The following is a 25,603-nucleotide window of genomic DNA, read 5'->3' as shown; positions in this document are numbered from 1 at the left end:
AACGGGGGTTGATCCTGCTGTCACCCAGTACGAAGCCCGTGCCGTGCGGGACAACGACAACGCACCACAGAATGTGGCACGCATCACAGACCTCCCATCGGCTGCCCGTCGCCCGATAATGCGTTGCCCGGCGCGATCGCCAGCCATCATCATCGCGGGATGGTCTCCACTCCCCCCGACGGCCGCGCCGGTATCGACGCCGCCCTCGTGAAGCGCCTGATCGCCGCGCAGTTCCCGCAGTGGAGCGCACTGCCCGTCACCCCCGTGGAGGTCGACGGGTGGGACAACAGGACCTACCGGCTCGGCGACGCCATGACGGTCCGGCTGCCCAGCGCCGCCGGTTACGTCCCCTCCGTCGCCAAGGAGAACGAGTGGCTGCCCCGACTGGCGCCCCAACTGGACGTCGCCGTACCGACGGTGCTCGGCCTGGGCGTTCCCGGTGAGGGATATCCCTTCCCGTGGTCGGTGCGCCGCTGGCTGCCCGGTGAAACGGCGCGGCCGGAACGGATCGGGGACATGGCACGGTTCGCCGTCGAGGTGGCCGAGTTCCTGCTCGCGCTCCAGCGCTGTGATGCCACGGGCGGCCCGGTCGCGGGGGAGCACAGCGCGTACCGGGGAGCGCCGCCCGCCCACTACGACGAGGACACCCGCCGCTGTCTGGCCGCGCTCAAGGGCCGCATGGACACCGACCGGGCCACCGCCGTGTGGGAGGCCGCGCTCGCCGCCGAGTGGCGCGGGGCGCCGGTGTGGTTCCACGGCGACATCGCCTTCGGCAACCTGCTCGTCGGGGATGGGCAGTTGACGGCCGTCATCGACTTCGGTCAGTCGGGGGTCGGGGATCCCGCCTGCGATCTGGTGATCGCGTGGGTGATGTTCTCCGGCGACAGTAGGGCCGCTTTCCGGCAGGCGGTCGGCCAGGACGACGGCACCTGGGCGCGCGCCCGTGGATGGGCACTGTGGAAGGCACTGCTCCTGCTCGCCGAGAACATCGACACGGACCAGGAACTGGCCGCCGCGAATCGCCAGGTGATCGATGAAGTCCTGGCGGACCACGACCACTTCGCCTGAACGGGCCGGTGCCCGGTGCTCCATCGGCCCTCAGCCGTCGAGCGGTCGCCACGCGGTGAGCGCTACGGTGGCCCGTACCAGCCCGGCGGGTTCGGTGGATTCGGTGGATTCGGTGAGTTCGAAGCCGGGAGTGCTCGCGATCAGTTCGAGCCTGCGGGCGACGCTGATGGGCACCTGCGCGAGCCGGGCCGGCGCCTGCCGTCGTACGTGATCCGGATCGGCCGCCCCGTGCCGTGGAGCCGTATCCCGGCCACGCACCCGGTGGGGGTAAGGGTGTGTCCTGCTCTCCGCCCCGTCCGGCCACGGCTAGTTTCGGTCCATGCCTCCGCTCTCACCGCTCTATCTACTACGCAAGCTGCTGGGCAACGCGCGGTGGCGGCGGCTGCATGTGAAAGCCGCCGCGTGGGCGGCCGTCGGTGTCGTCGTCGTTCTGCTGCTCGGCTCCTGGATCATCGTCCCCTTCGAGTCGTCGGCGCCCCGCGCCACCATCACCTCGTTCCCGCTGGCACTGTGGTGGTCCGTCGAGACCGCCACCACCGTCGGATACGGCGATCTGTACCCGGTCACCGCACCCGGACGGGTCATCGCGGGGATCGTGATGCTCGTCGGGATCGCGGTCTTCAGCATCGTCACCGCCTCCCTGGCCACCTGGTTCGTCGGCAGCGCCGCGCGCGGTGCGCGCCGGGTGGCGCAAGCCGTGGAACACGTCGAGGCGCAGGGAGAGCTGGACACGGCCCAGGAACTACGCGCCCTGCACGCCCGCTTCGACCACCTCGAACACCTGCTGGCCCGCAACGGCCGCAGCCCCGAGCCGCCCTCCTGACGCCCGGCCGCCTTCCTGACGCCCGGCCCGCACCCGCCGCCCGAGCGTCAGGAGCGCTCGGCCCCGCCCAGTCGGTGCGCCGCCGCGTCCCGCAGCAGTTCCAGCGCCGGGCGTTCGCCCGCGCCGGACAGGCGGGTCCCGGTGAGGGCCCCTTCGATCGCCGCGTGATCGTGCGCGGTCAGGGATGCCACCGGGCGCAGCAGGCGGGCCGGTGGGTGGTGGAAGTCGTGAATGGTGAGGGCGAAGCCCGTGGTGGGGTCGACGGTGCCGACGGCGGCGAACCTGCCGTTCGCCGAGGCGGAGACGGTGCGCAGATTCCACGGCCTGTCCCGCAGTCCCGCCAAGGGACGCGGCAGACCGGCCGGTTCGAGGGTCACCGGGTCGAAGAACCGGTGCCGGGACTCGCTGCCCGCCTTGCCGACCAGCACACCCCAGGCCGGGACGGCGTACAGACCGCTCAGGCGCGGTGCCTTGCCGACCGCCTCCAGGACCAGGGCCTGGTGCGGTTCGATACGCCACCGGCTGAGCCCGCCGCTCATGGCGCAGGCGACGACTTCGTCGGGGCCGGTGAACGTCAGCTCCCGCACCGGTCCGTGCGGCACGGGGACGACCGTACGCGCGATCAGGCGTTCCAGTCGGGCGTCGATGATCACGATGTCGGTGCCACTGCCGAAGGCGACCGCGTCGCCGTCCGGCGAGACGGCCAGACGGTCGGCGGTTTCGATCCCGAACGGCCGCAGGTCCGCGAAGCCGGGGCCGAGTCCGGGACCGGCGACGAGCGCGGTCGGCCCCAGCGCGGCACCCGCGACGAAGCCGGCGGCCGTGCCCACGGGCCGCATGCCGGTCAGAACCGTGCCGCTCTCGGTGACAGGGCGGGAGCCGACGGGGCTGTAGTGCATCACCATCCGGCCGTGTCCCGGTGAGTCACGGACGGCGATGACGTTCTCCTCGTCGATGCACGCGACGGCGTAGTGGGTGATCTCGCCGTGGTAGAAGTCGTGCCAGGAGCCGTCACGGAGCATGGAGACGCGGGTGACGCGGTCCGATCCGTGGTTGGTGAGGGTGAGCACGGGAGCGTTGACACCGAAGGACAGCCAGTCGGCGGCGCCGGTGATGAGCGGGTGCACCGAACGGGACGCGTCGGCAGCCGTCATGACCACCCGCGCCATCAACTCCTCGTCCGCGCCGGCGAGCCGGGCGATGAAGGCGGCGTCCGGATGACCGGGCGGGAAGAGGGCGGCGTACCACTTCGCCAGTCGTATCCCGTCCGGCAACGGCACAGAGGTGATCAGCTCGCCGAGTACGTTCCGGTGCCTGGGCCTGAGGTGCTTGGCGGCCTGCCGGTCGATCCCGGCGCCGTCTTCCCAGATGACGCGCCCCGTCATACCCTCGCTCCCACCTTCGCCGCCAATTCCCCTCGAAGGAACGGACATTCCTCGTGCCTCGCTCCGCTGCCCGGCACTACGCTGACTTTCACACACAGGGGACTTCAGGGGGAACGTAATGACAGAACCCTCCGCCCGCCAAGTGGTGCGCGCGGAAGGCGGGTTCGCGTACGGAGTGATCGGCGCGGACATCCATGTGTTCGGCGACGGCCGCCCCGTCTACGTCCTGCGGACCTGGCAGGGCGCGCCCGTATCGGACCCCGAGTGGCTGCGCGAACTGCCCAGCAGAATGCTGAGCGCCCGGCACGAGGTGGTGCCGTTCACCGGCCGTGAGCACGACCTCGCCGAGCTGCGCGACTGGCGCGACGCGCCGCGCACACTGGCGGCCCGCTGGCTCCACGGCCCCGGCGGGCAGGGCAAGAGCCGTCTCGCCGCGCGCCTGGCCGCCGAGTCGGCCGCCGCCGGGTGGCTGGTGGTGACCGCCGTGCACGGGCCAGGCACCGTACTGCCGCCGCCGGGCAGCCAGGACCTGCGTACGGAAAACGCCGCCGGTGTGCTGGTGATCGTCGACTACGCGGACCACTGGCCGCTGCCCGATCTGGCCTGGCTGCTCAGCAATGCCCTGCTCCACCACACCGAGCTGCCGGCCCGGGTGCTGCTCGTGGCGCGCGACACCACCATGTGGCCCGCCGTACGCGCGACGCTCGCGGACGTCCAGGCGGCCACCTCGAGCCACACCCTGGAACCGCTCGCCGGTGACGACGCGGACGCGGACGCGGGTGAGGCTGAGGGTGAGGGTCGCCGCAGGAGCGATGACCGCAGCGGTATGTTCCGTGCCGCGCGTGACGCCTTCGCCGCGCGTTACGGACTGGCGGCGCCCGAGACGGTCGGGCCGCCCGTGCCGCTGGCCGGAGCTGAGTTCGGGCTCACCCTGACCGTGCACATGGCGGCGCTGGCAGCCGTGGACGCCCACCGGCACGGACGCCGTGCGCCCACCGACGCGGCGGGCCTCACCACGTACCTGCTCGACCGGGAACAACGCCACTGGGCACGGCTCTCCGAAACGCCCGGCCATCGCACACCCCCCGCCGTCATGAACCGCGCGGTCTTCGCCGCCGCCCTCACCGGCGCGGTCGAACGGCCCGTCGGCACGATGGCGGTCGACTCGCTCGGACTGCCGCTTCCCACCGAGACCGTGCTCACCGACCACGCGGTGTGTTATCCGGCGACAGATGCCGCGGATCCCACCGGCCCGGCGCCGGGCCTGGTGCTCGAACCGCTGATTCCCGACCGACTGGCCGAGGACTTCGTCGCCCTCACCCTGCCGGGCCACCACGCCGACTACCCCGCGTACGACTGGGCGCCGCCCGCCCTGACCGCGCTGCTCCCGCACACGGACAGCGCCGCGCCCGACATCCCCTGGCTGCCGCGCGCGATGAACGTCCTGGCGAGCGGAGCCGCCCGCTGGCCGCATCTGCGGGCGACGCACTTGTATCCGCTGCTGCGCGAGGCGCCCTGGCTGGCCGTCGCGGCCGGTGGCGCCGCGCTGGGCACGCTGGTGAGACTGGACGACATCGACATCGAATTGCTGGAGCGGATCGAGGCGTACCTGCCGCACCGTGACGACGCCGGACTCGATCCGGCCGTCGCCGTCCTGGCCGTACGGCTCGCGGAGCACCGGCTGGCGGCGACCGACGACCCGGCGGTGCATGCCGTCGTCTATCACAACCTCGGCTGGAATCTCGGCGGAGCAGGGCTGTACGACGAGAGCCTGGCCGCCCAGGAGCGGGCGGTCGCGCTCTATCGCGACCTCGCCCACACCGATCCGGACACTTACGAACAAGCCCTGGCCGGCGCCCTGAACAACTACGCCAACGGTCTGAACCGGGAGCGCCGTTACGACGAAGCGGTGCGGGCGACGGAGTCGGCGCTGGAGATCCGGCGCCGCCGGTTGCGACCGGGACACGACGCCGACCTCGCCGATCTCGTACTCTCCCTGTCGAACTACGCCAACCGCCTCGGGCACGCCGGCCGATGGCTCGAATCGCTGACGGCCAACGGCGAAGCCCTGGGCCTGTGCGCCGGCCTGGATGCGTCCCGGCCCGACGCGTACACCGCCACTCTGGCGCGCACGTTGCTCAACTTCGGCAGCGCCCTGGACAGCGCGCTGCGCGGCGACGACGCGCTGGCCGCGACCCGGCGGGCGGTGGACATCCTGCGTCCGTTGGCCCGCAGGGCCCCGGCCGCTCATGAAGCACTGCTGTCCGCGGCACTGGGGAACAAGGCTCACATGTTGCGGAAGATGGGCCAGTGGGACGAGGGCATGGTCAGGAACCGCCATCTGCCCTTCACCGAGGAACGGCGGCGGTCGAGTGGCTGGCGCACGGAGGCTCTGGAGGCCGCCACCGAGGCGGTGGAGATCACCCGCCGCCAGGCACGGGCCAATCCGGCCGCGCTGGACGCCGACCTGGCCAGCAGCCTCGGGATACTCAGCGCTGTGCAGGAGGCCGTGGGGCTGTCGGAAGAGGCGACGATCACCGACCGTGAGGCGGGAGTGGTGACCGACCGCACCGATCCTCGCCGGCTCATACACCCGGAGCCGGAACGCGTCGAGTACGGCGCCGGGACGCAGGATGCCATCGACGACGCGCTGATCGCTCTGTACCGCTATCTGAGCGTCACGGAGTTGACGCTCCACGGTCCCCATCTGCTCCTGCTGCTCGGCCTGCGGGCCCGGCTCGGGCCGACTCCAGATCTGGCGGCCCTGGAGGACGCGCTCGAGGTCGCGCTCCGGCTCGCCGACGCGGATCCGGTGGCCCACGAGCTGCGCTACCTCGTGGACTTGAAGCAGTTCGGCTGGGAGCTGTGGTGGGCCGGCCGGCGAGCGGAAGGCGTCGAGACGATGGAACGGGTGGTCGAACTGGCCCGTGAACTCGTCACGGACGATCCCGAAAAGCACGGTGAGCGACTGGGCTGGGACGTCGACACGCTGGTCACGATGCTCAAAGGGGTCGGCCGCAGGCGCGAGGCCCGCGAGGTACGGCGCTCGGCGAAGCGACACCTGGCCGAGGCGACGGCCGCGACGGCTGCGGCTGCCGCTGCGGGGGCCCGGCGGTCCCGCAGGTCCGAGGCGCCGTACCAGGGCATCACGGCGTGAGCGGCGCCGGTACGGGGGTGACCAGGGTGCCCTCGGTCATGAACCGGTGCAGGTTCTGGAAGGCGAGTTCCCCCATGGCCTCGCGGGTCTCGTGCGTACCACTGGCGATATGCGGCAGGAGTACCACGCTGTCGAGTCCCAGCAGAGCCGGCGGGACACGCGGTTCGTCGGCGAAGACATCGAGCGCGGCGCCGGCGATGTCACCGGCCACGAGGGCGGCGACCAGGGCCGGTTCGTCGATCACACTGCCCCGCGCGATATTGACCAGATAGCCCTTGGGCCCGAGCGCTTCGAGCACGTCCGCCGAGACCAGACCCCGGGTGCCGGCACCCCCGGCGGCGGCGACCACGAGCACGTCGGCCCCGGCGGCGAGCGCGCGCGGTGAGTCGGCGTAGCGGTACGGCACGTCGCTCGCCGCCGTACGCGAGTGGTAGCTCAGCTCGACGCCGAACCCTTCGAGCCGGCGCGCGATCGCCCGGCCGATCCGGCCGAGGCCCAGCACGCCGACTCGTTTCCCGCTCACCTTGGTGGTGAGGGGAAAGCCGCCCGGAACCCAGTCGCCCCGGCGTACGTAACGGTCGGCGGCGGAGAGCCGGCGCAGCACGTCGATCAGCGCGCCCACGGCGAGGTCGGCCACGCAGTCCGTAAGCACGTCAGGGGTGTTGCTCACCTGGATCCCGCGCGCACGGGCACGGGCGACGTCCGTCGTCTCGTAACCGACCCCGAAGTTGACGACGGCGCCGAGCCGGGGCAGCGCGTCCATGAGGTCGTGAGAGACCCCGGTCCGGGCCCGGGTCACGGCGGCCACCACCTCGTCGCCGTGTTCGCGCAGGTACGCGGCGGGGTCGGGCAGCTCCGTCAGCCGTACGGTGCGGTGGTGTGCCGCCAGCGCGGACTCCAGCGAGGCGGGCAGCGGGCAGACCTGGAGGACGATTCCTTCGCGGGAGCCGGGCGCGACTCCAGGTGCCGGCGCGGGGGAGTCCGGCGCGGGGGAGGAGGTCATGCGGGAAGCACCTTCGCCACCAGCGTCTTGAGTTCGTCCAGTTCGGCCGGGGTGAGATCGGTCAGCGGCGGGCGTACGGGGCCCGGATCCCGGCCGACCGCCCGCAGCCCGGCCTTCACGATCGACACCGCGTAGCCGGGCTGCCGGTCGCGGATGTCGAGGTAGGGCAGGACGAACTCGTCGAGCTTGCGGTAGACCGTCGCGGCGTCGCGTGCGCGCACCGCGTCGTAGAAGTCGAGCGCGAACTCCGGGATGAAGTTGAGCAGCGCCGACGAATAGGTCGTGACGCCCATCTCCAGATACGGCAGCGCGTACGTCTCGGCGGTGGGCAGACCGCCGATGGACAGCAGCCGCCCGTCCAGCCGGGCATGGATACGAGTCATCAGGTCGACGTCACCGATGCCGTCCTTGAACCCGATCAGGTTGGGGCAGACGTCGGTGAGTTCCCGCACGGCGTCGAAGCCGAACGCGGCGTTGGCGCGGTGGTAGACGATCACACCGAGGCCCGTCGCCTCGCACACCGCCCGGACATGGGCCACCAGCCCCGACTGGGACAGCTCGCTCAGATACGGCGGCAGCAGGAAGACGCCCGACGCGCCCGCCGCCTCGGCGTCGCGTGCCATCGCGACCGCCTGCGCCGTGCCGTAACCGGCCGGTGCCACCACGGGCTTGGTGTCGGGAGTCGCCGCGAGGGCCGCCCGTACGACCCGGGCCACCTCGCCGGGCGTGAGGGCGAAGAACTCGCCGGTGCCGCCCGCCGCGAAGACACCGGACGTCGGCAACAAGCCCTGGCGGGCGAGGTGTTCGCGGTAGGCGTCCTCGTCGAAGCTGAGATCCGCACGCGCGTGGGTGACGGGGAAGGACAGCAGTCCTGTACCGAGGACGGACCGCAGGGTCTCCGGGGCGAACAGCGTCATGGTGGTGCTCCAGGGTCGAGGGACTGCCCGGAGCGTATGGGTGCCAGCGATACCTGTCTAACACCAAGAACGCATCAGTTGATACCCGTTGAGCATGACCGGCCGGCGCGGAGCACCGCCGACGGGTCGGCACCCACACGTAAACCGCCTCGACCGGCCTTCCCGCGCCCGGCAGACTCGGCATCGGGGCGTCGTGGAGAGCCGCCGCGCGCGGTCGGCCGTGAGCGCCAACTCCGTGCTCAGCGCGGTGCGGAAGCCCACCGTGACGGGGTGCGGCGCCTCCGGGATCTCTCGCCCCACCCCTTGACGGCCCCAGAGGGCGAGCCTACGGTTCCGTCTACAAATGCAGACTGGGTCCGCATTTATAGACAGCTCTCGCTGGCTCTGCGACTCCGGTAGCACCAACTCAGCCCATCGGAGAGACGATGCTGTCTTCCGTACGTCCATCTGTACGTCCATCCGCATGTCCATCGGCCCCGCCCGCCCGCCGTCGACGCGGTACGGCCCCGGCCGCCGTCCTCGCCGCCACAGCACTGCTGTTCACCAGCGCGTGCACCGTCGCGAACAGCGACACCGGGGGCGCTGTCGGCGCGGCCGGCGGCAACACCCTGCGGATCGTGCTCGACCAGGAGCCGCCGACCCTCGAACCCTGCGAGTCGTCACTCGCCTCGACCGGCGTCGTGGTCCGCTCCAACGTCACCGAACCGCTCATCGAACGTGACCCCACCTCCGGCGAGCTGCGACCACTGCTCGCAACGGCCTGGCGCCAGACCACGCCCACCACGTGGAGTTTCGACACCCGACCCGGTGTCACCTTCCAGAACGGGCGGAAGTTCACGGCGAAGGACGCCGCGTTCTCCATCGACCGCGCCGTCAACTCCGATCTCTCCTGCAACGTGGACGGCTACGTCTTCGACGACTCCGGTGTCGAGGTACGCGCCACGAGCGCCACCCGGCTGACGGTCACCACCGCGAAGCCCGACCCGATCCTTCCCCTGCGGCTGAGCTTCATCGAGATCGTGCCGCGGACGACCAGCACCGAGGCCAAGGTCAGAGAGCCGGTCGGCACCGGCCCGTACGCCATCGGCAACTGGCAGACCGGTGTGTCCATCACGCTCGACCGCAACGACACCTACTGGGGTAAGGCGCCCGCGTTCGCCCGCGCCCGCTACGTATGGCGGTCCGAACCGAGCGTCCGCGCCGCGATGATCACCAAGGGCGAGGCCGACCTCGCGACCGCTCTCGACCCCAAGGACGCCACCGAGGGCAACTCGGTCGCCTATCCGAACAACGAGACGACGGCGCTACGGCTCGACGGGCGCGAGGCCCCGCTCGACGACATCCGGGTCCGCGAGGCGATCGACATGGTCATCGACCGGCAGGCCATCTCCGACACCCTCTTCGGCGAACTGGGCGAGCCCGCCGCGCAACTCGTACCGAAGGGCGTGGTCGGATTCAACGACGACCTCACCCCGACGACGCCCGACTCCGAGGCCGCCCGCGCGCTCGTGAAGGCGGCGGCGGCGGACGGCGTACCCGTCGACCGGCGGATCACCCTCGTCGCGCGCAACGGACAGTTCCCGCGTGTCGCCGAGACGGCCGAGGCGCTTCAGTACCAGATGGCACAACTGGGGCTGAACGTGAAGATCCTCATGACCGACACCGCCGCGCACCTCCAGTACCAACTGCGGCCCCTGCCCGAGAACGTCGGACCGATCGCGCTGCTGATCATGCACGGCAACCAGGCGGGCGACGCGGCGTTCACCGCCAGTCAGTACCTGCTCAGCAAGAGCCCCCAATCGACCTTCGGGACACGGGAGTTGGACCGGCGGGTCGCGGCGGCGACCGCGCTGGCCGGCGAGCAGCGGCAGAAGGCCTTCGCCGAGGTCTTCGCCTACCAGAACGAGGCCGTCGCGCAGTACGTCCATCTCGCGCACATGCGCGGACTGCTCGGCCTGTCCTCATCCGTGCGCTACGAGCCCAACTCCGCCACCGGTGACGAACTACGGCTGGCCGCCGTCACCCCCGCCGAGGAAAAGGGCCGCTGACATGACGACCTTCCTGCGCAAACGGATCGTGTCGAGCGCGATCCCGCTGGTCTTCGTCGTGTTCGGCGTCTTCTGCCTGGCACGGCTGACCGGCAACCCGGTCAACCTCTACCTGCCGCTGAGCGCCACCCCCGACCAGCGCGCCGCGTTCTCCGCCGAGCACGGCTTCGATCAGTCGATCGGCGCCCAACTGTGGGACTACCTCGGCCAAGTGGTACGCCTCGACTTCGGTACGTCGCTGCGCACCGGGCAGTCGGCCGCCGACATGGCACTGACCGCGTTCCCCGCGACGCTCCAGCTCGCGGCCGTCACGATGGCCATCGCGGCGCTGGGCGCGGTCCTGATCGGGAGCCTCGCCGCGTACCGGCCCAACTCCGTCGCCGACCGGATCGCCAGCTTCCTGGCGATGGCCGCCGCCAGCATCCCGGACTTCTGGTTCGCCATCACCGGCGTACTGATCTTCGGTGTGAATCTGGCGCTGCTGCCCACCTCCGGCGTCTCCGGCGGGCCGGAGGTATGGGTACTGCCCATCGCCACCCTGCTGATCCGCCCGTTCGGCGTGCTCGTCCAGGTGGTCCGGGGAGCCATGGTCGCCGCGCTGTCCGCGCCGTACGTCAAGGTGGCCCGCAGCAAGGGCGCGAGCGAGAAACGGGTGGTGTTCGGGCACGCGCTGCGCAACGCGATCACGCCCGCCCTGACCGTCGCGGGCGACCTCACGATCGGCCTCGTCAACGGTGCGGTGGTGGTCGAGACGATCTTCGGCTGGCCGGGCATCGGCAAGCTCATGATCGACTCGATTCTCCAGCGGGACTTCGCCGTTCTCCAGGCGGCCGTCCTGTTGACGGCCCTGACGATCTTCGCCCTGAACATCCTCATCGATGTCTGCTACGCGCTGCTCGACCCGCGCGTACGGCAGGCCGTACCGGCGTGAGAGAAGGAGCCACGATGACCACCACCGTCACCGCCACCGCAGACCCACCGACCGGTACCGACGCTCCCCGCACCCGACCGCCCCGCTGGTGGACCCTCCTCGGCAAGGACCGGGTCGCGGCCGTCGCCGCCGTACTCCTCGCACTGGTCTTCCTGATCGCGCTGTCCGGCCCCCTGCTGATCGGCGACCGCGCCACCCGGCAGGACCTGACCGCCTCGCTGCGCCCGCCCTCCTTCGACCACGGCTTCTACGGTCTGCTCGGTACGGACGTCCTGGGCCGCAGCGTCCTGGCGCGGCTCGTCGAAGCCGCCGCGACGACGCTGTCCGTCGCCCTGCCGGCGGTGGTGTGCTCGCTGGTGATCGGCTCCGCGATCGGTATGTGGGCGAGCTACCGGGGCGGTTGGCGCGAAAGCGCCGCGATGCGGGTGGCGGATGTGATCCTCAGCTTCCCCTCCCTGCTGCTCGCGGTCGTCGTGCTCTACGTCTTCGCGCCGAGCGCCACCAACATCGTGCTGATCCTCGCGCTCGCCCGGATCCCGGTCTATCTGCGGACCGCGCGCGCCGAGGGCGCTGAACTCAGGAGCCGGCTGTTCGTGGACGCGGCCCGGACGTTCGGGGCGGGCACCTGGCCGACGATCTACCGGCACATCCTGCCGATCGCCATGCCCACGCTGCTGACGGTCGCCACGCTCGACTTCTGCTTCGTCATGCTGACCGAGTCGTCGCTGAGCTTCCTCGGTATCGGCATCCAGCCGCCGGAGATCAGTTGGGGACTGATGGTCGCGCAGGGCCGCCAGTATCTCCAGACGGCCTGGTGGATCGCCGTACTGCCCGGACTGGCGATCGTCCTGACCACCGTGTCGGCCACGGTGCTGGCCGCGTGGGTACGGCTCGCGACGGACCCCGCGCAGCGCTGGCGTCTGACGCTGCCGAGGAACAAGCGCCGGCGGCCGGCGGCCGGGCCGGTGGCGGGAGAGGGTACGGCGCCGGCGCCCGAGGTGGCTGAGGTGGCTGAGGCGGCTGCGGAGGCTGAAGTGGCCGAGTCCGACGGCGTGTTGGCCGAGAGCACCACGGGCCGCCGGGCGCTGGAGGTCGAACGGCTCAGCGTCGATCTGCGTACGCCCTCCGGCACCGTCCGCGCCCTGGACTCGGTCAGCTTCACCCTGGACAAGGGACGCACACTCGCACTGCTCGGCGAGTCCGGCTGCGGCAAGTCGATGACCGCCCAGTCGATCGCCGGGCTGCTGGAACCCGTCGCCGACGTGGCGGGCGGAGCGATCCGGGTCGGCGGCACCGACGTACTGCGACTGAGCGCCACCGCCCGCAAGCGGCTCGCCGGACCGGTACTGTCGATCGTCTTTCAGGACGCGCTCACCGCGATGAACCCCGTACAGACCGTGGGCAAACAGCTTGGCGAGCCGTTCCGTATCCACCGCGGTCTGTCGCGGCGCCAGGCTCGGGACAAGGCAGTCGAGCTGATGGAGAGCGTCGGCATCCCCGAACCCCGCGTACGCGCGCGCTCGTATCCGCACCAGTTCTCCGGCGGTATGCGCCAGCGGCTGCTCATCGCGATGGCCGTCGCGCTCGGCCCCGACGTACTGATCGCCGACGAGCCGACAACCGCTCTCGACGTCACCGTCCAGGCGCAGATCATGCGGTTGCTGCGGGATCTCCAGGCCGAGCACGACATGGCGGTCCTGCTGATCACCCACGACCTCGCCGTGGTCTCCGAACGCGCCGACGACGTCGCGGTCATGTACGCGGGCAATGTGGTGGAGACCGGGCCGGTACGCGAGGTGTTCGCGAATCCCCGCCATCCCTACACCAAGGGCCTGCTCGACTCCGTACCCGAACACGCCGAGAGGGGCGGGCCGTTGCCCGCCGTACCCGGCAGCCCGCCCGAGCTGAGCGCGGTGCCACCGGGCTGCGTCTTCCAGGCGCGATGCCCGCTCGCGCGCGAACGCTGCGCCGAGGTACGCCCCCGCCTCGTGAGCGACGACGGGGCGGGCCGCGCGGTCGCCTGCCACTTCTCCGAGGAGCTTGCCCGTGTCTGAGAAAACCACCTCGGGGGCCTCCGGGGTCTCCGGGGCGTCCGGAGCGACGTCGGCGCCGCTGCTGGAAGTGGATGGGGTGACGAAGTCGTTCCGCGTCCCGCGCAACGCCGCCGGACACAACAGGCTGACCGCGCTCGACGGCGTCGACCTGCGCCTCGGCCGGGGCGAAACACTCGGGGTGGTGGGCGAGTCCGGCTGCGGCAAGTCCACCCTCGCCCGGGTGCTGCTCCTGCTGGAGCGACCGGACGCCGGGACCGTACGCTTCGACGGCACCGACCCGTTCTCCTTGAAGAAGAAGGAGCTGCTGGCCTGGCGCCGACGGGTGCAGATGGTGTTCCAGGACCCCTTCGCCTCACTCAACGCCCGGATGCCGGCGGCCGACATCATCGGCGAACCGTGGCGCACCCACCGCGACGTGGCACCCACCGCGCGGGCCCGGGAGACCCGCGTACGCGAACTGCTCGACCTCGTCGGACTGCGGGCGGGCGACGCCTTCCGCTTCCCGAACGAATTCTCCGGCGGGCAGCGCCAACGGCTGGGCATCGCCCGCGCGTTGGCGCTGAATCCCGATCTGATCGTGTGCGACGAGCCGGTGTCCGCGCTGGACCTGTCGGTGCAGGCACAGGTACTCAATCTGCTCGCCGATCTTCAGCAACGGCTCCAGGTCTCCTACGTGTTCATCTCCCACGACCTGTCGGTGGTGCGGCACGTCGCCGACCGGGTGTCCGTCATGTACCTCGGCAAGGTCATCGAACACGGCGCCACCGAGGACGTGTTCGACCGGCCGCTGCACCCGTACACCTCGGCGCTCATGTCGGCGGCGCCCGCGCTGGACGTCACCGGAGCCGCGCCACGCGGCGACCGCCCGCTGCTGAGCGGGGAGATCCCCTCGCCGCTCGACCCGCCGTCCGGATGCCGGTTCCGTACGCGCTGCCCGCAGGCGGTCGACAAGTGCGCCGGGGAAGCGCCACAGGTACGCGCGCGTGACGGTGTGCCGGGTACGCGGCTGGAGCCGCACGAGGGACGGTGCCACTTCCCGCTGAGCATCGAGCCCGTGGGCACCCGTTCGGCGGGCAGGTGAGCCTGCCGATATTCGCCCTGCTCTCCGCGGTCGTCCTGATCGGCACGGTGTTCCAGGTGTCGATCGGATTCGGCCTCGGGCTGCTCGCCGCTCCGGTGATCGCGCTGGTCGCGCCCTCACTCGTACCCGTGGTGCTGTTGCTCGCCACCGCCGTCACGGCCGCCGTACTGCTGCTGGACCGCGCGCATGTGAACCTCCGGGGAGCGGGGTGGGCACTGATCGGCCGGGTGCCGGGCGTGATCGCGGGCGCGGCGCTGGTGGCCCTGCTGCCCGCACGGTGGCTGGCGCTCTGTGTCGCCGGGGTGGTCGTGGTGGGTGTCGTCGCCAGCGTGCGCGGCTTCCGGCCGCGTCCGACGCGGCGCGCCGTGATGCTGGCGGGGATGGCGTCGGGGCTGATGGGTACGGCGACGTCCATCGGAGGCCCGCCGATGGCCCTGGTGTGGCAGCGCATGACGGGGCCGGAGCTGCGCTCCACGATGAGCGGGTTCTTCCTGGCCGGTTCGCTGATGAGCCTGGCCGCGCTCGCGGCTGTCGGCGCGGTGCACGCCGACAGTCTGCGCTACTCGGTGCTGCTGGCTCCTGCCGCCGCCGGTGGCGTGCTGGTGGCGCGCCCGCTGTCCGACAAGCTGAACGTGGGGCGGGCGAGAGCCGTGGCGACGGTGCTGGCTGTCGCGGGCGCCGTACTATTGACGGTGCGTCAGTTCGTCTGATCCGAGGGGCGATCGGTGCCGTACTCAGCGCCCGTCGCGCACCACGTTCGTCAGTGGCTCGCCCCTGGAAAGCCGGCCGATGTTGTCGGCGATCTCCCGCGCCCTGTCGGCGAACGTCTCCTGGGTGTGGCCGGAGTGGTGAGGTGTCATCACGACGTTGTCGAGCGTATGGAACGGGCGGGTGTAACCGCGCGCCCCGGTGCCGTCCTTGGGATGGCTCCACCACACGTCCAGCCCCGCCCCGCCGATCCGCCGCCCGGCCAGCGCGTCGAACAGCGCGTCCTCCTCGACGAGGGGACCGCGCGCCACATTGATCAGCAGGGCGTGCGGACGCATCCGGGCGAGTCGTGCCGCCCCGATCAGACCGGTCGTCGCCGCCGACAGCGGCACGGTCAGCACGACGACGTCCGAGCCCGCCAACAGGTCGTCCAGCCCGTCCTCGCCGTCCACCCGGTCCAGTCGCAGATCGGCCGGTACAGGTGCCCGCGGATCGCGCCGTACCGCGCGGGCCCGCATACCCAGCGCGGTCGTCGCCCGCACCACCTGCCCGCCGATCTCGCCGAGTCCGACGACGCCGACCGTACGGCCCGCGAGCGTCGTGCCCAGGGGTACGCCGGGGTCCACGGCGACCGACTCCCAACTCCCCTCGCGCATCAGCCGGTCCGCGCGCGGCACGCGGCGGGAGAGCATCAGCGTGGTCATCACGACGTGTTCGGCGATGGAGGGGCCGTGGTGGAAGGTGTTGCACACGGTGGTCCGGGGACCGAGCGCGTCCATCGCGATCCGGTCGTACCCCGCGCCGGTGACATGGACGAGCCGCAGTCGCCCGGCGGTGGCGGCCATGGGCGCGGTGAGCCGGGAGGCCACCAGTACGTCGGCGGCCGGCAGCCGCCGTACGACATCGGCGTCCGGCCGGTCGGCGAGGAGTTCCCAGTCGTGACCGTCCGAGCCGCCCCGGCTCAACTCGGCGGAGAAACGGGTGAGGATGGGGTCGGTCAGCACGATCCTCATGTCGCCTCCCGCCGTTCCGTGCCTCTCGCCGTACCCCCGGTCACCATCGCGGCGGGGTCGGGTCGAAGGCCGGTTCGGTGGTACGGCGGTAGTACCCGGTGTCGTCGCGCTGACGGATACCGCACGCGAGGTACTGCTCGTGCAGCCTGGCCAGGGCGTCGCGGTCGAGGTCGACCCCCAGCCCCGGTGCGGTCGGTACCGCCACCGAGCCGTTCCGGAACGTCAGCGCACCGGGCACGATCACGTCCTCGTCCGGGCGCTTCCACGGCCAGTGGGTGTCGCAGGCGTAGTTGAGATTGGGTGTGGCGGCGGCCAGATGAGTCATCGCCGCGAGGCTGATGCCCAGATGGGAGTTGGAGTGCATCGACAGCCCGAGCCCGAAGGTGTCGCAGACACCGGCGAGCGTGCGCGAGCGGCCCAGACCGCCCCAGAAGTGGTGGTCGGAGAGGACGACTCGCACCGCGTCCCGGGCGACGGCGGGCTTGATCTGGTCGAAGGCCACCACACACATATTGGTGGCGAGCGGCATGGGAACCTCACGCGCGACTCTCGCCATCCCGTCGATCCCGGCGGTCGGGTCCTCCAAGTACTCGATCACTCCGCCGAGTTCGGTGCCGACGTGGATGGAAGTCGGCACGCTCCAGGCGGTGTTGGGATCGATCCGCAGTGGATGACCGGGAAAGGCCCGGCGCAGCGCCTTGATCGCCTCGATCTCCTCCTCGGGCGGACACACTCCACCCTTGAGCTTGATCGCGGTGAAACCGAACTCGTCGATCATCCGCCGCGCCTGCGCGACCAGTTGGTCCGGACCGAGCGCGGCCCCCCACTCGTCGGGCTCGGCACCGGGATGCCCCGCCCACTTGTAGAAGAGGTACGCGCTGTAGTCGACGCGGTCCCGTACGGCGCCGCCGAGCAGGTCGCTCACGGGCCGTCCGAGCACCTTGCCCTGGATGTCGAGACACGCCACCTCGAACGCCGACAGCACGCGGTCGGCGGTTCTGCTGCCCGTGACCATGCCGCTCATGCCATGTCCGCCCGTACCGGTGTCGGCGGCCAGAACCACCGCGATACGGCGGGCGATCTCCTGAACATGCCAGACGTCGATCCCGGTCAGCTCTGCGGCCGCGAGCCGCAGCCGCTCGAGATGGGCGAGGTCACCGTAGGTCTCGCCGAGCCCGGTCAGCCCGGATTCGGTGACGACCTCCACGACGGCTCGCAGGGCGAACGGCTCATGGACGCCAACGGTGTTGAGCAGCGGCGGATCGCGGAACGCCACCGGCGTGACACGAATGCCCTGGATCCGGTGCGGCTCGTCGATCAGTGGGTCGCGCACCCTGAGACCTCCGGTGGATACGTGGATACGACGGCGGCAGCCTAGCTCCCCGTCGTCCATATGTGTAGACGGAAACCACAAATGAGAACCGTCACGCCGATGACTTCGACGGACACGCGCGGCTTGACCTTGCCCCGGTGTGAACCTCTGGACTGGCCGTCCTCGGCCGGTCGACAGGCCGGTCGACAGGTCCAGCGACGGAAGGTCTCGCATGATCACGTACCAGGGCTCCGGCCCCTACTGCTACACCCACTCGCTGGCGATGGTCGCGGGGGCCGGGGAAGTCCCGCCGTCCGCCGTGATCGAGACGCTGACCGGCTCGCCCTTCGGGTTCCAACTGCTCGGCGGCACCCTCCCGTTGTTCGACCCGTACGGCTGGGACCCGGAACGCGGACTGGACGAGGCCGTCGACCTCCTGGGCCTGCGCTGCGCGCACACGGCAGGCGGCACACCGCAGGAGGCGTACGCCCGGCTCAAGGACGCCTGCGCCCGGGGCCCGGTGCTCGCGGGCCCCGTGGACATGGGACTTCTGCTCTACCGGCCCGGCACCCCCGCACCGGGCTTCGGGGACCACTACGTGGCGGTGCTCGCCGCCGACGACGGAGCCGTACTGCTGCACGATCCGCAAGGGCACCCCTACGCGACGCTGTCGGCGCCCGCCTTCCTCGACGCGTGGCGGGCGGACACGGTCGACTACAGCGACCGGCCGTTCGTGATGCGGTCGGACTTCGTACGGGAGCGGGAGGTGAGCGCCGTCGAGGCGCTTCGGCGGTCGCTGCCGCGAGCGGTCGCGTGGCTGTCCGGCCGTACGGACCTGCCCGCCCCGCCCGGCACGCTCGGGGGAGCGGAGGGCGTCGACGGCTTCGCCGCCCTCGTGGAGCGGGGACTTGAGGATGCCACCCGGGGTCTGCTGGGTTCGTTCGCGATCCGGGTGGGCGCACGCCGCCTCTCCGACGCGTCCGCGTGCCTGACCCTGCTGGAACTGCCCGGACCCGCCGCCGTCGCGGCGGAACTGTCCCGGCATGTCGGCTCGCTCCAGGAGCCTCTCATCACCCGCGACGACCCCGGGCTGCTGCTGGGGCTGCGCCGGCTGGCCCCCGGCTACGAGCGACTGCGGGTGGCACTGGCGGGAGCGCTCACCGGCGCGTCCGGGCACTGAGGGCCGCGAGGCCCCCCGCATCGCACCCCGCGCGCGAGGGCCGGTCAGGGGCCTCGCTACCATCCCCGTATGGGTGTCGCAGTCACGAAGTAGTCCAGGTGTGCCGTTCCACGGCCGCAGCCGTACCGGTCCTGGCCGGTGGGGTCTGATCGGCGTGCCGGCACGGAAGCGTCCTACGGCCTGTCGGCCGTGAAGTCCGCTGCCTGGAGAACCCACTTCATGAACGCCCTTCCCAAGGCACCCGCATGTCCGCCCGATCGTCGGATGCCGGCTCTCGCGCTGCTCTCCCTCCTTCAGTTCCTCATCGCCGTCGACGTCACTGTCGTCAACGTCGCGCTGCCGTCCATCGGCGCGCAGTTCCATGCCCCGACCGCCTCGCTCTCCTGGGTCGTCACCGGATACACCCTCGTCGGCGGCGGTCTGCTGTTGCTCGGCGGCCGGGTCACCGATCTGCTCGGCAGGCGCAGGATGTTCCTGCTCGGTGCCGCCGTGTTCGCGCTCGCCTCGCTCGCCGCGGGGCTGGCGCCCGACCTCCCGACGCTGATCGTCGCCCGCTTCGCCCAGGGCGCGGGCGAGGCGCTGGCCTCACCCGCGGCGATGTCGCTGATCGCGCTCCTCTTCCCGGAACCCGTCGAACGGGCCAGGGCGCTCGGCATCTGGGGCGCGATCTCGGCGAGCGGGCTCGTCGCCGGTGTGCTGCTGTCCGGCATACTGACCCAACTGCTGCACTGGCGCTGGATCTTCGGCATCAATGTGCCTCTCGCGGCGGCGGTCCTGCTGATCGCGCCGAGGCTGCTGCCGCCCGACGGACCGCGCGTGCGCACCGGACGCCTCGATCTGCCGGGCGCCGTACTGCTGACGGCGGGTCCGCTCAGTCTGGTGTACGGAGTGCTGGAGTCGGCACCTGCCGCGATCGCGGCGGGCGCGCTGCTGGTGATCGCCTTCGTGGCGGTCGAGGCGCGTACGCGCCATCCGCTCGTACCGCTCTCCTTCTTCGCGCATCGCACACGGGCCGTGGCGAACGCCGTGACCATCCTGCTGAGTGCGGCCCTGTCCACCGCGTTCTTCCTGCTCACGCTCTATACGCAGGACGTACTCTCGCTCGGTCCGCTGCGGGCGGGGCTGGCCTTTCTGCCGTTCTGCGCCGTGCTGCTGCTGACCATCTCGCAGGTGCCCCGGCTCATCGGTGCGCTCGGTGTGAAGCACACCGCGATGGTCGGTCTGGCGGTCACGGCGGCGGGCCTCGCCTGGCTGGCCCGGCTCCCCGACGAGGGCTCATACGCCGTCGACGTGCTGCCGGGGATGGCCGGTGTGGCCGCCGGAATGGGCATCGGTCTCCTCGCCCTCCAGAACGCCGCGCTGCACGGCGTCGGCGAGCGCGACGCGGGAACGGCGGCGGGTGTCCAGCGCTCCGTGGACCAACTGGGCGGCTCGCTCGGCCTCGCGGTACTGGTGGCAGTCGCCGTCGCCGACGCGGGCGTCGACGGCTTCCGAACCGCCTTCCTGTACGCACTGATCGGGGTGCTCGTCGCCGCAACAGGGCTGCTGTTGGGCGCACGTGACGAGACATCAGGTACGTAGGCGTCGCGGGACGCGGGGGTCCGCACCGGTGGGCTGAGCCGGTGCGGACCCCCGACGGATCTAGGTGGGGTGTACGGCAGTGGCGCCCGCTTCGGCAAGGATCTCCGCGACCTCGAAGTGACCGCTCAGCAGGGCCAGTTCGTACGGTGTGCGCCCCTCGTACACCGGATGCCCGCCGATCCCGTCCACCTCGGCGCCGTGCGCGAGGAGCAGCCGGGTGCGCCGGGGGCCGCCGCGCAGTGCGGCCGTGGCCAGCTCGTCCCGGAGCATCTGCTCGGGGGACGGCAACGTCGGGCCCAGCCGCGCTTTCCACGGCCCGCCGTCACCGTGGCCGAGGCCGAACTCCAACAGCAGCCGCAGATGGGCGGGTTCGTCCGAGAAGGAGCCGCCGAGGCCGAGGTTGTAGAGACTCTGGCTGTCGTTCGGATCCGCGCCGGCCTCCAGCAACAGCCGTGCCAGCGCCGGGCCTTCCGGGTGCGGCGGCTGATCGGCCTCCCCGCCGCCGAAGGCGCCGGTGAGTGCGGTGAAGGGCGAAGTCAGTCCGTCCCACAGGAATCCGGCGTTCGGATCGGCGCCGTGCCCGAGGAGCAGCCGGGCCGCCGCCTCGTACGCGCCGGGAGCCTCAAGGCGCGCGTACGTCAGATACAGCAGCGGCTCCCAGCCGAAGGGGCCGCCCTGCGTCCGGGCGAGCGCCGGATCGCGGGCCAGCGCGTCGGCCAGCGCGTCGGCCGAGCCGGTGGCCGCCATCGTGAAGACGTCCGTGGTGGGCAGTTGGGGATGCCCGGCCAGCAGCACCTCGGCTTCCCGGGTCCGGGCGGGGTCGTCCGTACCGTACGTGAGGCAGCCGAGCCGCAGGAATTCCCCCGACGGTTCGCCGCTCACCGGGGCCAGGTGCGGCGAACGGGAGTACCGCTCGACGGTGCTGATGTGTTCGCGCAGCCTGGGCCAGCTCGCGAAACCGTACATACGCGCGGTGACGAGTTGCGCGTCGGCGAGCTTGTACGTCTCCGGCGGCCGGTGCGGCCGGGGATGGAACTCGGCGACGAGCCCGATCCCCTCGGGTGCCTTCGCCCGCACGCGCCGGAGCAGGCTCTTGGCCTGCTTGCGCAACTGTTCGAGGCTGGGGTGGTCGGGCAGGTGATGGATGGGCACAACGGCCCCCTTCCGTCTGCGCCTGGCGTCCGCATGAACAGGCCGGAAAGAGGTCGGGCCGTGCTGTTCGACGAGTGCCAGGTGGGCTCTGCCCTTCCCGCGGACCGGAAACGCCCTGAAACGCGTGATCCATGCTACGTCACGGCCCACAGCCTGGCGCGTCGCCGCCGCGTCGCCGCCGCATTGCCGCCGCATTGCCGCCGCATTGCCGCCGCGTCGCCGCCGCGTCGGCGTCCGTCGTGGACGCCCAACTGGCAAGCGCCCGGCGGGTGATGGGCCGCCGCGCGGTCGTCGGCGCGGTCGTCGGATTGACGGATTGGTGTCACTCCTCGCTGGGCAGTGAGCAGGAGCAAGGCATGTCATGTGCACGACTGTCTCTGATGTAAGGAGGTCGACCATGCACGTACGTAAGTTGACCGGCGCTCTCGCCGCCGCACTGGCCGTGACCTTTTCCCTGCTGGGTGGCCAGGCCGTGGCCGCCCCCGCCGCAGACGCGGGCGGGGCCCTGGCCGCGCGTGTGGTCACCTACGACGCCAGCGGTTCGGCGGAGTTCAGGTCCGCCGTCGATCGAGGCGCGGCGATCTGGAACGAGAGCGTCGACGCCGTCGAACTGCGGCCGTCCGCGGCCGGCCAACCCGCCAATATACGAGTCCTGGCGGACAACGGCTGGCCCCGCGCGCTCACCACGTCGCTGGGCAACGGAACCGTCTGGATCGGACGGCAGGCGGTGAACGAGGGGCACAACACGATCCGTATCTCGTCGCACGAACTGGGCCACATCCTGGGCCTGCCGGACCGTAAGCCCGGCCCCTGCACGAGCCTGATGTCCGGTTCCAGCGCGGGCACCACCTGTACGAACGCCTACCCCAACACGGCCGAGAAGGCCGAGGTCGAGGGCTACTTCGGCGGCGCGTTCGCGCCGAAGGCCGGAGCGGCGCCGCTCAACACCATGATCGTGGACTGACGCGTGGCCCGGGACGCCGGGCAGGAGTGACCGTACGCCCCTGAGCGCGCATCGCGTTCCGGGGCGTACGCCGTCGGTCGCACGCGCGGAGGCCGCCGACGACGCACCGCTCGGCCATAGTGCAACTCTCGGGTTGCGCCTGGATGGCTGATGTGCAACTCTGGAGTTGCACTCAACGGCAGCGATGGAGGAATCTCATGAGCGAGGACCGGATCGAACGCGAAACCCTGATCGCGGCACCCCTGGAGCGGGTCTGGACACTGGTGGCCCAGCCCGGTTTCTGGGTGGCCGACAAGGAGAGTCTGCCCGGCACGGTGGCGAAGGAAGGTGACTCGATCCTGGCGAAGAACGCCGAGTACGGCGAGTTCCCCGTACAAGTGGAGAAGGTCGAGCCGCCGACGTACCTGGCCTACCGCTGGGCCAGCGCGTTCCCCGGCCAGGAGCTGCGCGAGGACAACAGCACCCTCGTGGAGTTCACGCTGGCCGCGGAAGGCGACGGGACGCGGCTGCGCGTCGTCGAGAGCGGATTCGCGGCGCTGGGCGGGTCCGAGGAGCTGCGCCGCCAGGCGGTGAAGGACAACACCATCGGCTGGCCCCAGGAACTCGGCGAGCTCAAGGCGCGTGCGGAACAGCCGTCGGTGTGACGGACGAACGCCGAGACGCCGGCGAGGCCGTCGACAGCGTCCTCGTCGCGCTCGCCGACCCGACGCGACGTCAGTTGCTCGAACTGCTCGCCGCACTCGGCGAGGTGACCGCGACCACTCTCGCGGCACGGCTTCCCGTCTCGCGGCAGGCGGTGGTCAAGCACCTCGCCGTCCTGGACGCGGCGGGGCTGGTGTCCGGTGGCCGGGTCGGACGCGAGGTGCGGTACGCGGTACGGCCTGCGGCGCTGGACGCGACGGCGCGGTGGATGGCCGCGCTCGCGGTCGACTGGGACCGGCGGCTGGCGGACATCAAGCACGCCGCCGAGGCCGCCGAAGCCGGGGGAGCGGGGGGAACGGGGGAGCGCGAGGGGGAAGCCGGCGGATCCGGCTGACCGGAAGCGCGGGGCGCGGATCGACCACGTACATCCGCCCCGTCCGCCCCGTCCGCCCCGTCCGCCCGTCCGCGCCCACGGGGCGAGTCGGGTGCCGTCGTGCGAGCGGCGACGGCGCCCGACTCGCCCGCCGACGTCTCAGCCGCGCTCGCGGAGGTACGCCTCCAGCTCGGCGGCTCCGGTCAGCATCGCCCGCCCGCGCGCGGACAGCCGGGCGCGCCAGTCGTGCAGCGCGGCCTCCAGCGGCTCCAGCCCGCCGGCCGCGCGCACCTGGGCGATCAGCGGGGCGATCTGCTCCAACAGATAGCCGCCGCGCCTGAGTTGGTGGGCCAGCCGGGCGTCCCGTACATCCGCCTCGTCGTAGACGCGGTATCCGGTCAGCGGATCGCGGCGCGGGCGCACCAGCCCGGCGCGCTCCCACTTGCGCAGCGTCGCGGGCCGGATGCCGAGCTGATCCGCCAGCGGCCCGATGAACGTGCCGCCGGGCTCGGACGCTGCTGCCGCCGACACCGACACCGACACCGCCGCCGCTGACGCGGGTTCGGACGGCGCGGTGGTGGGCGCCAGATCGCGGAGCGCGTTCTCCACGGCCTGGAGTGTCCGCCGGTCGTCGAGCAGTTGGGCGTGGCTCTCGGCGATGAGGCGGAACGCCTCGTCCTCCTCGCCCTCGTTCACCGCCCGCATGATCGACGTCGCCGTGTGGTGGCTGTGGCCGGGCACCAGGGCGAGGAACGCGGCCAGGGCCCGCACATGCAGCGGCGTATAGGCGCGGTAGCCGTGAGGCGTGCGATCGGCGGCCGGAAGGATGCCGGCCTCCTCGTAATTCCGGACGGCCTGCGTGGACAGACCGTGCCCGCGCGCCAGATCGACCGGCCTGAGCTGTCTACGGCTTTGAAGGTTCTGTGCCACGAAGCCCATGATATACGGGAGCCAGCGGGAAAAGTTTCAACCGCATGTTCAACGATACCGTTTAAGGCATGGCAACTGACATCAAGGACATCGCCCATGCCGTCGACGCCGCCACCGTGATGAAGATGCTTCCGCCCCGGCCCCGGGTGCTCGCCCTGGGCGAGCCCACCCACGGCGTGGACGCTCCGCTCGACCTGCGCAACGACCTCTTCCGGCAACTTGTCGAGCAGGAGGGCTACCGGACGATCGCGATCGAGAGCGACTGTCTGATGGGCCTCGTCGTGGACGACTACATCACCTCGGGCACGGGCACCCTCGACGCGGTCATGGAGCACGGATTCAGCCACGAGTTCGGCGAGTCCGCCGCCAACCGCGAACTCGTGCGCTGGGCAAGGGCGTACAACGAGGGCCGGCGCCCGTCCCAGTGGCTGCGCTTCGCCGGTTTCGACGGCCCGCTGGAGATCACCGGCCCCGCGAGCCCCCGGCAGGCGCTCACCGCGCTCCACGCGTATCTCTCGGCCCAGGTGGACCCGGACCTGCTCCCCTGCACCGCGGAAATGCTCGACCGTCTGCTCGGCCCCGACGACCGGTGGACCGACCCCGCCGCGATGATGGACCCGACCGCGTCCACGGGCGAGTCGGCCGAGGCGTACGAACTGCGGCTGCTCGCCGACGATTTGGCGGCGCTGCTCGGCGCCCAGACACCGCACCTGATCGCGGCGACCTCACGGGAGGACTGGTACCGCGCGCGGCTGTACGGGCGTACCGCCATCGGTCTGCTGCGCTACCACTTCTGGATGGCCGACACCTCACCGGGCCGTATGACACGGCTGCTCGGCGTGCGGGACCAGATGATGGCCGACAACCTCCTCGCCCTCGCCGAACGCGGCCCGGTGCTGGTCCATGCCCACAACGCGCATCTCCAACGGGAGAAGAGTTCGATGCGGATGTGGCAGCAGGGACTGCTGGAGTGGTGGAGCGTGGGCTCCGTCGTGAGCGCCCACCTCGGCGAGGAGTACGCCTTCCTGGCCATGGGTATCGGCACGATGCGCCACCAGGGAGTCGACGCCCCGCCGCCGGACACCGTCGAAGGACTTTTGTACGCGCTCCCCGAGGACAGTTGCGTGGTCGACGCCGCCCGGTTGGCCACCGCCCTCGGTGACACGCGCCCCGCCCTGCGGGTGTCTCCCTTCTTCGGCTACTTCCCCCTCGATCCGGCGCACTTGGCGACGGTCGACGGGATCGTGTTCGTGAAGGACGTTCCGCAGAGCTAGGGCTGTT

At 71.3% G+C, this 25,603-nt stretch carries 22 protein-coding genes; 14 read left to right on the top strand and 8 right to left on the bottom strand.

Features of this window, described 5'->3' with window-relative positions; all coding sequences use genetic code 11:
• Nucleotides 1-159: 159 nt before the first annotated feature.
• Entirely contained in the window at nt 160-1,068 is a 909-nt protein-coding gene (locus OG329_RS02495) for an aminoglycoside phosphotransferase family protein (protein ID WP_405792347.1), read from the top strand.
• Nucleotides 1,069-1,098: 30 nt separating this feature from the next.
• Here the strand turns inward: OG329_RS02495 and OG329_RS02490 are convergent, their stop codons facing one another.
• Complete coding sequence (locus OG329_RS02490) at nt 1,099-1,326, bottom strand: hypothetical protein (RefSeq protein WP_405792345.1); 228 nt, start codon at nt 1,324-1,326, stop codon at nt 1,099-1,101.
• A gap of 61 nt (nt 1,327-1,387) precedes the next feature.
• Between OG329_RS02490 and OG329_RS02485 the strand changes: the two genes are divergently transcribed.
• Nucleotides 1,388-1,891 carry a potassium channel family protein gene (locus OG329_RS02485; RefSeq protein ID WP_405792343.1) on the top strand — a complete coding sequence of 168 codons (504 nt, stop codon included), beginning with the start codon at nt 1,388-1,390 and terminating at the stop codon, nt 1,889-1,891.
• A gap of 47 nt (nt 1,892-1,938) precedes the next feature.
• On the opposite strand, the gene OG329_RS02480 is transcribed toward OG329_RS02485, so the two are convergent.
• A complete protein-coding gene (locus OG329_RS02480) occupies nt 1,939-3,276 on the bottom strand; it encodes a hypothetical protein (protein WP_405792341.1) in 1,338 nt (445 codons plus the stop codon).
• 118 nt (nt 3,277-3,394) lie between these two features.
• Between OG329_RS02480 and OG329_RS02475 the strand changes: the two genes are divergently transcribed.
• Nucleotides 3,395-6,433 (top strand): hypothetical protein, encoded by a 3,039-nt coding sequence (locus tag OG329_RS02475; protein WP_405792339.1) that lies wholly within the window; start codon nt 3,395-3,397, stop codon nt 6,431-6,433.
• On the opposite strand, the gene OG329_RS02470 is transcribed toward OG329_RS02475, so the two are convergent.
• Both OG329_RS02470 and kdgD read right to left on the bottom strand, forming a co-directional pair.
• The gene (locus OG329_RS02470; protein ID WP_405792337.1) at nt 6,423-7,436 is read right to left on the bottom strand and encodes a 2-hydroxyacid dehydrogenase; all 1,014 of its coding nucleotides are present in this window, start codon (nt 7,434-7,436) and stop codon (nt 6,423-6,425) included. The two genes, OG329_RS02475 and OG329_RS02470, sit on opposite strands and share 11 nt — an antisense overlap.
• A complete protein-coding gene (gene kdgD, locus OG329_RS02465; RefSeq protein ID WP_405792335.1) occupies nt 7,433-8,353 on the bottom strand; it encodes a 5-dehydro-4-deoxyglucarate dehydratase in 921 nt (306 codons plus the stop codon). Before kdgD ends, OG329_RS02470 begins: the two co-directional genes overlap by 4 nt.
• A 425-nt stretch (nt 8,354-8,778) precedes the next feature.
• Between kdgD and OG329_RS02460 the strand changes: the two genes are divergently transcribed.
• Genes OG329_RS02460 through OG329_RS02440 form a run of 5 tightly spaced genes read left to right on the top strand, consistent with a single transcriptional unit; the run spans nt 8,779 to nt 15,177 of the window.
• Nucleotides 8,779-10,401 carry an ABC transporter substrate-binding protein gene (locus OG329_RS02460; RefSeq protein WP_405792334.1) on the top strand — a complete coding sequence of 541 codons (1,623 nt, stop codon included), beginning with the start codon at nt 8,779-8,781 and terminating at the stop codon, nt 10,399-10,401.
• Nucleotide 10,402: 1 nt separating this feature from the next.
• Nucleotides 10,403-11,332 carry an ABC transporter permease gene (locus OG329_RS02455; RefSeq protein WP_405792332.1) on the top strand — a complete coding sequence of 310 codons (930 nt, stop codon included), beginning with the start codon at nt 10,403-10,405 and terminating at the stop codon, nt 11,330-11,332.
• A 14-nt stretch (nt 11,333-11,346) separates the two neighbouring features.
• The gene (locus OG329_RS02450; RefSeq protein ID WP_405792331.1) at nt 11,347-13,386 is read left to right on the top strand and encodes a dipeptide/oligopeptide/nickel ABC transporter permease/ATP-binding protein; all 2,040 of its coding nucleotides are present in this window, start codon (nt 11,347-11,349) and stop codon (nt 13,384-13,386) included.
• Entirely contained in the window at nt 13,379-14,467 is a 1,089-nt protein-coding gene (locus OG329_RS02445) for an ABC transporter ATP-binding protein (RefSeq protein ID WP_405792329.1), read from the top strand. The genes OG329_RS02450 and OG329_RS02445 overlap by 8 nt, the downstream gene beginning before the upstream one ends.
• A complete protein-coding gene (locus tag OG329_RS02440) occupies nt 14,464-15,177 on the top strand; it encodes a sulfite exporter TauE/SafE family protein (RefSeq protein ID WP_405792327.1) in 714 nt (237 codons plus the stop codon). The genes OG329_RS02445 and OG329_RS02440 overlap by 4 nt, the downstream gene beginning before the upstream one ends.
• Before the next feature lie 24 nt (nt 15,178-15,201).
• Here the strand turns inward: OG329_RS02440 and OG329_RS02435 are convergent, their stop codons facing one another.
• Together OG329_RS02435 and OG329_RS02430 are read right to left on the bottom strand one after the other, a co-directional pair.
• The gene (locus OG329_RS02435; protein WP_405792325.1) at nt 15,202-16,188 is read right to left on the bottom strand and encodes a 2-hydroxyacid dehydrogenase; all 987 of its coding nucleotides are present in this window, start codon (nt 16,186-16,188) and stop codon (nt 15,202-15,204) included.
• Nucleotides 16,189-16,228: 40 nt separating this feature from the next.
• On the bottom strand, nt 16,229-17,506 hold the full coding sequence (locus OG329_RS02430) for a glucarate dehydratase family protein (protein ID WP_405801618.1): 1,278 nt from the start codon (nt 17,504-17,506) through the stop codon (nt 16,229-16,231).
• A 226-nt stretch (nt 17,507-17,732) separates the two neighbouring features.
• Here OG329_RS02430 and OG329_RS02425 point away from each other — a divergent pair, with 226 nt between their 5' ends.
• Both OG329_RS02425 and OG329_RS02420 read left to right on the top strand, forming a co-directional pair.
• On the top strand, nt 17,733-18,680 hold the full coding sequence (locus OG329_RS02425; protein ID WP_405792323.1) for a hypothetical protein: 948 nt from the start codon (nt 17,733-17,735) through the stop codon (nt 18,678-18,680).
• A 264-nt stretch (nt 18,681-18,944) separates the two neighbouring features.
• Nucleotides 18,945-20,261, top strand: coding sequence for an MFS transporter (locus OG329_RS02420; RefSeq protein WP_405792321.1), 1,317 nt, complete (start codon nt 18,945-18,947; stop codon nt 20,259-20,261).
• 60 nt (nt 20,262-20,321) lie between these two features.
• Here the strand turns inward: OG329_RS02420 and OG329_RS02415 are convergent, their stop codons facing one another.
• Nucleotides 20,322-21,413, bottom strand: coding sequence for an ankyrin repeat domain-containing protein (locus OG329_RS02415; protein WP_405792319.1), 1,092 nt, complete (start codon nt 21,411-21,413; stop codon nt 20,322-20,324).
• Between the two features lie 397 nt (nt 21,414-21,810).
• On the opposite strand from OG329_RS02415, the gene OG329_RS02410 reads away from it, so the two are divergent.
• The 3 genes from OG329_RS02410 to OG329_RS02400 all read left to right on the top strand — a co-directional run bounded on the left by OG329_RS02410 (nt 21,811) and on the right by OG329_RS02400 (nt 23,413).
• Complete coding sequence (locus OG329_RS02410) at nt 21,811-22,377, top strand: snapalysin family zinc-dependent metalloprotease (RefSeq protein WP_405792317.1); 567 nt, start codon at nt 21,811-21,813, stop codon at nt 22,375-22,377.
• Between the two features lie 197 nt (nt 22,378-22,574).
• The gene (locus OG329_RS02405; protein WP_405792315.1) at nt 22,575-23,021 is read left to right on the top strand and encodes an SRPBCC domain-containing protein; all 447 of its coding nucleotides are present in this window, start codon (nt 22,575-22,577) and stop codon (nt 23,019-23,021) included.
• A complete protein-coding gene (locus OG329_RS02400; protein ID WP_405792313.1) occupies nt 23,018-23,413 on the top strand; it encodes an ArsR/SmtB family transcription factor in 396 nt (131 codons plus the stop codon). Before OG329_RS02405 ends, OG329_RS02400 begins: the two co-directional genes overlap by 4 nt.
• Nucleotides 23,414-23,551: 138 nt before the next feature.
• Here the strand turns inward: OG329_RS02400 and OG329_RS02395 are convergent, their stop codons facing one another.
• A complete protein-coding gene (locus OG329_RS02395) occupies nt 23,552-24,322 on the bottom strand; it encodes a TioE family transcriptional regulator (RefSeq protein WP_405792311.1) in 771 nt (256 codons plus the stop codon).
• Nucleotides 24,323-24,390: 68 nt separating this feature from the next.
• Between OG329_RS02395 and OG329_RS02390 the strand changes: the two genes are divergently transcribed.
• Complete coding sequence (locus tag OG329_RS02390; protein ID WP_405792309.1) at nt 24,391-25,596, top strand: erythromycin esterase family protein; 1,206 nt, start codon at nt 24,391-24,393, stop codon at nt 25,594-25,596.
• The last annotated feature ends 7 nt before the right edge of the window (nt 25,597-25,603 follow it).

The organism is Streptomyces sp. NBC_01506, assembly GCF_045040295.1.
Lineage (GTDB): Bacteria > Actinomycetota > Actinomycetes > Streptomycetales > Streptomycetaceae > Streptomyces.
This window is presented reverse-complemented; position numbering and strand designations above follow the sequence as displayed.

Coding starts and splice junctions, on each gene's coding strand:
- OG329_RS02495 (WP_405792347.1), top strand. CDS start 160: ATGGTCTCCACTCCCCCCGACGGCCGCGCCGGTATCGACGCCGCCCTC.
- OG329_RS02485 (WP_405792343.1), top strand. CDS start 1,388: ATGCCTCCGCTCTCACCGCTCTATCTACTACGCAAGCTGCTGGGCAAC.
- OG329_RS02480 (WP_405792341.1), bottom strand. CDS start 3,276: ATGACGGGGCGCGTCATCTGGGAAGACGGCGCCGGGATCGACCGGCAG.
- OG329_RS02475 (WP_405792339.1), top strand. CDS start 3,395: ATGACAGAACCCTCCGCCCGCCAAGTGGTGCGCGCGGAAGGCGGGTTC.
- OG329_RS02470 (WP_405792337.1), bottom strand. CDS start 7,436: ATGACCTCCTCCCCCGCGCCGGACTCCCCCGCGCCGGCACCTGGAGTC.
- kdgD (WP_405792335.1), bottom strand. CDS start 8,353: ATGACGCTGTTCGCCCCGGAGACCCTGCGGTCCGTCCTCGGTACAGGA.
- OG329_RS02460 (WP_405792334.1), top strand. CDS start 8,779: ATGCTGTCTTCCGTACGTCCATCTGTACGTCCATCCGCATGTCCATCG.
- OG329_RS02455 (WP_405792332.1), top strand. CDS start 10,403: ATGACGACCTTCCTGCGCAAACGGATCGTGTCGAGCGCGATCCCGCTG.
- OG329_RS02450 (WP_405792331.1), top strand. CDS start 11,347: ATGACCACCACCGTCACCGCCACCGCAGACCCACCGACCGGTACCGAC.
- OG329_RS02435 (WP_405792325.1), bottom strand. CDS start 16,188: ATGAGGATCGTGCTGACCGACCCCATCCTCACCCGTTTCTCCGCCGAG.
- OG329_RS02425 (WP_405792323.1), top strand. CDS start 17,733: ATGATCACGTACCAGGGCTCCGGCCCCTACTGCTACACCCACTCGCTG.
- OG329_RS02420 (WP_405792321.1), top strand. CDS start 18,945: ATGCCGGCTCTCGCGCTGCTCTCCCTCCTTCAGTTCCTCATCGCCGTC.
- OG329_RS02410 (WP_405792317.1), top strand. CDS start 21,811: ATGCACGTACGTAAGTTGACCGGCGCTCTCGCCGCCGCACTGGCCGTG.
- OG329_RS02405 (WP_405792315.1), top strand. CDS start 22,575: ATGAGCGAGGACCGGATCGAACGCGAAACCCTGATCGCGGCACCCCTG.
- OG329_RS02390 (WP_405792309.1), top strand. CDS start 24,391: ATGGCAACTGACATCAAGGACATCGCCCATGCCGTCGACGCCGCCACC.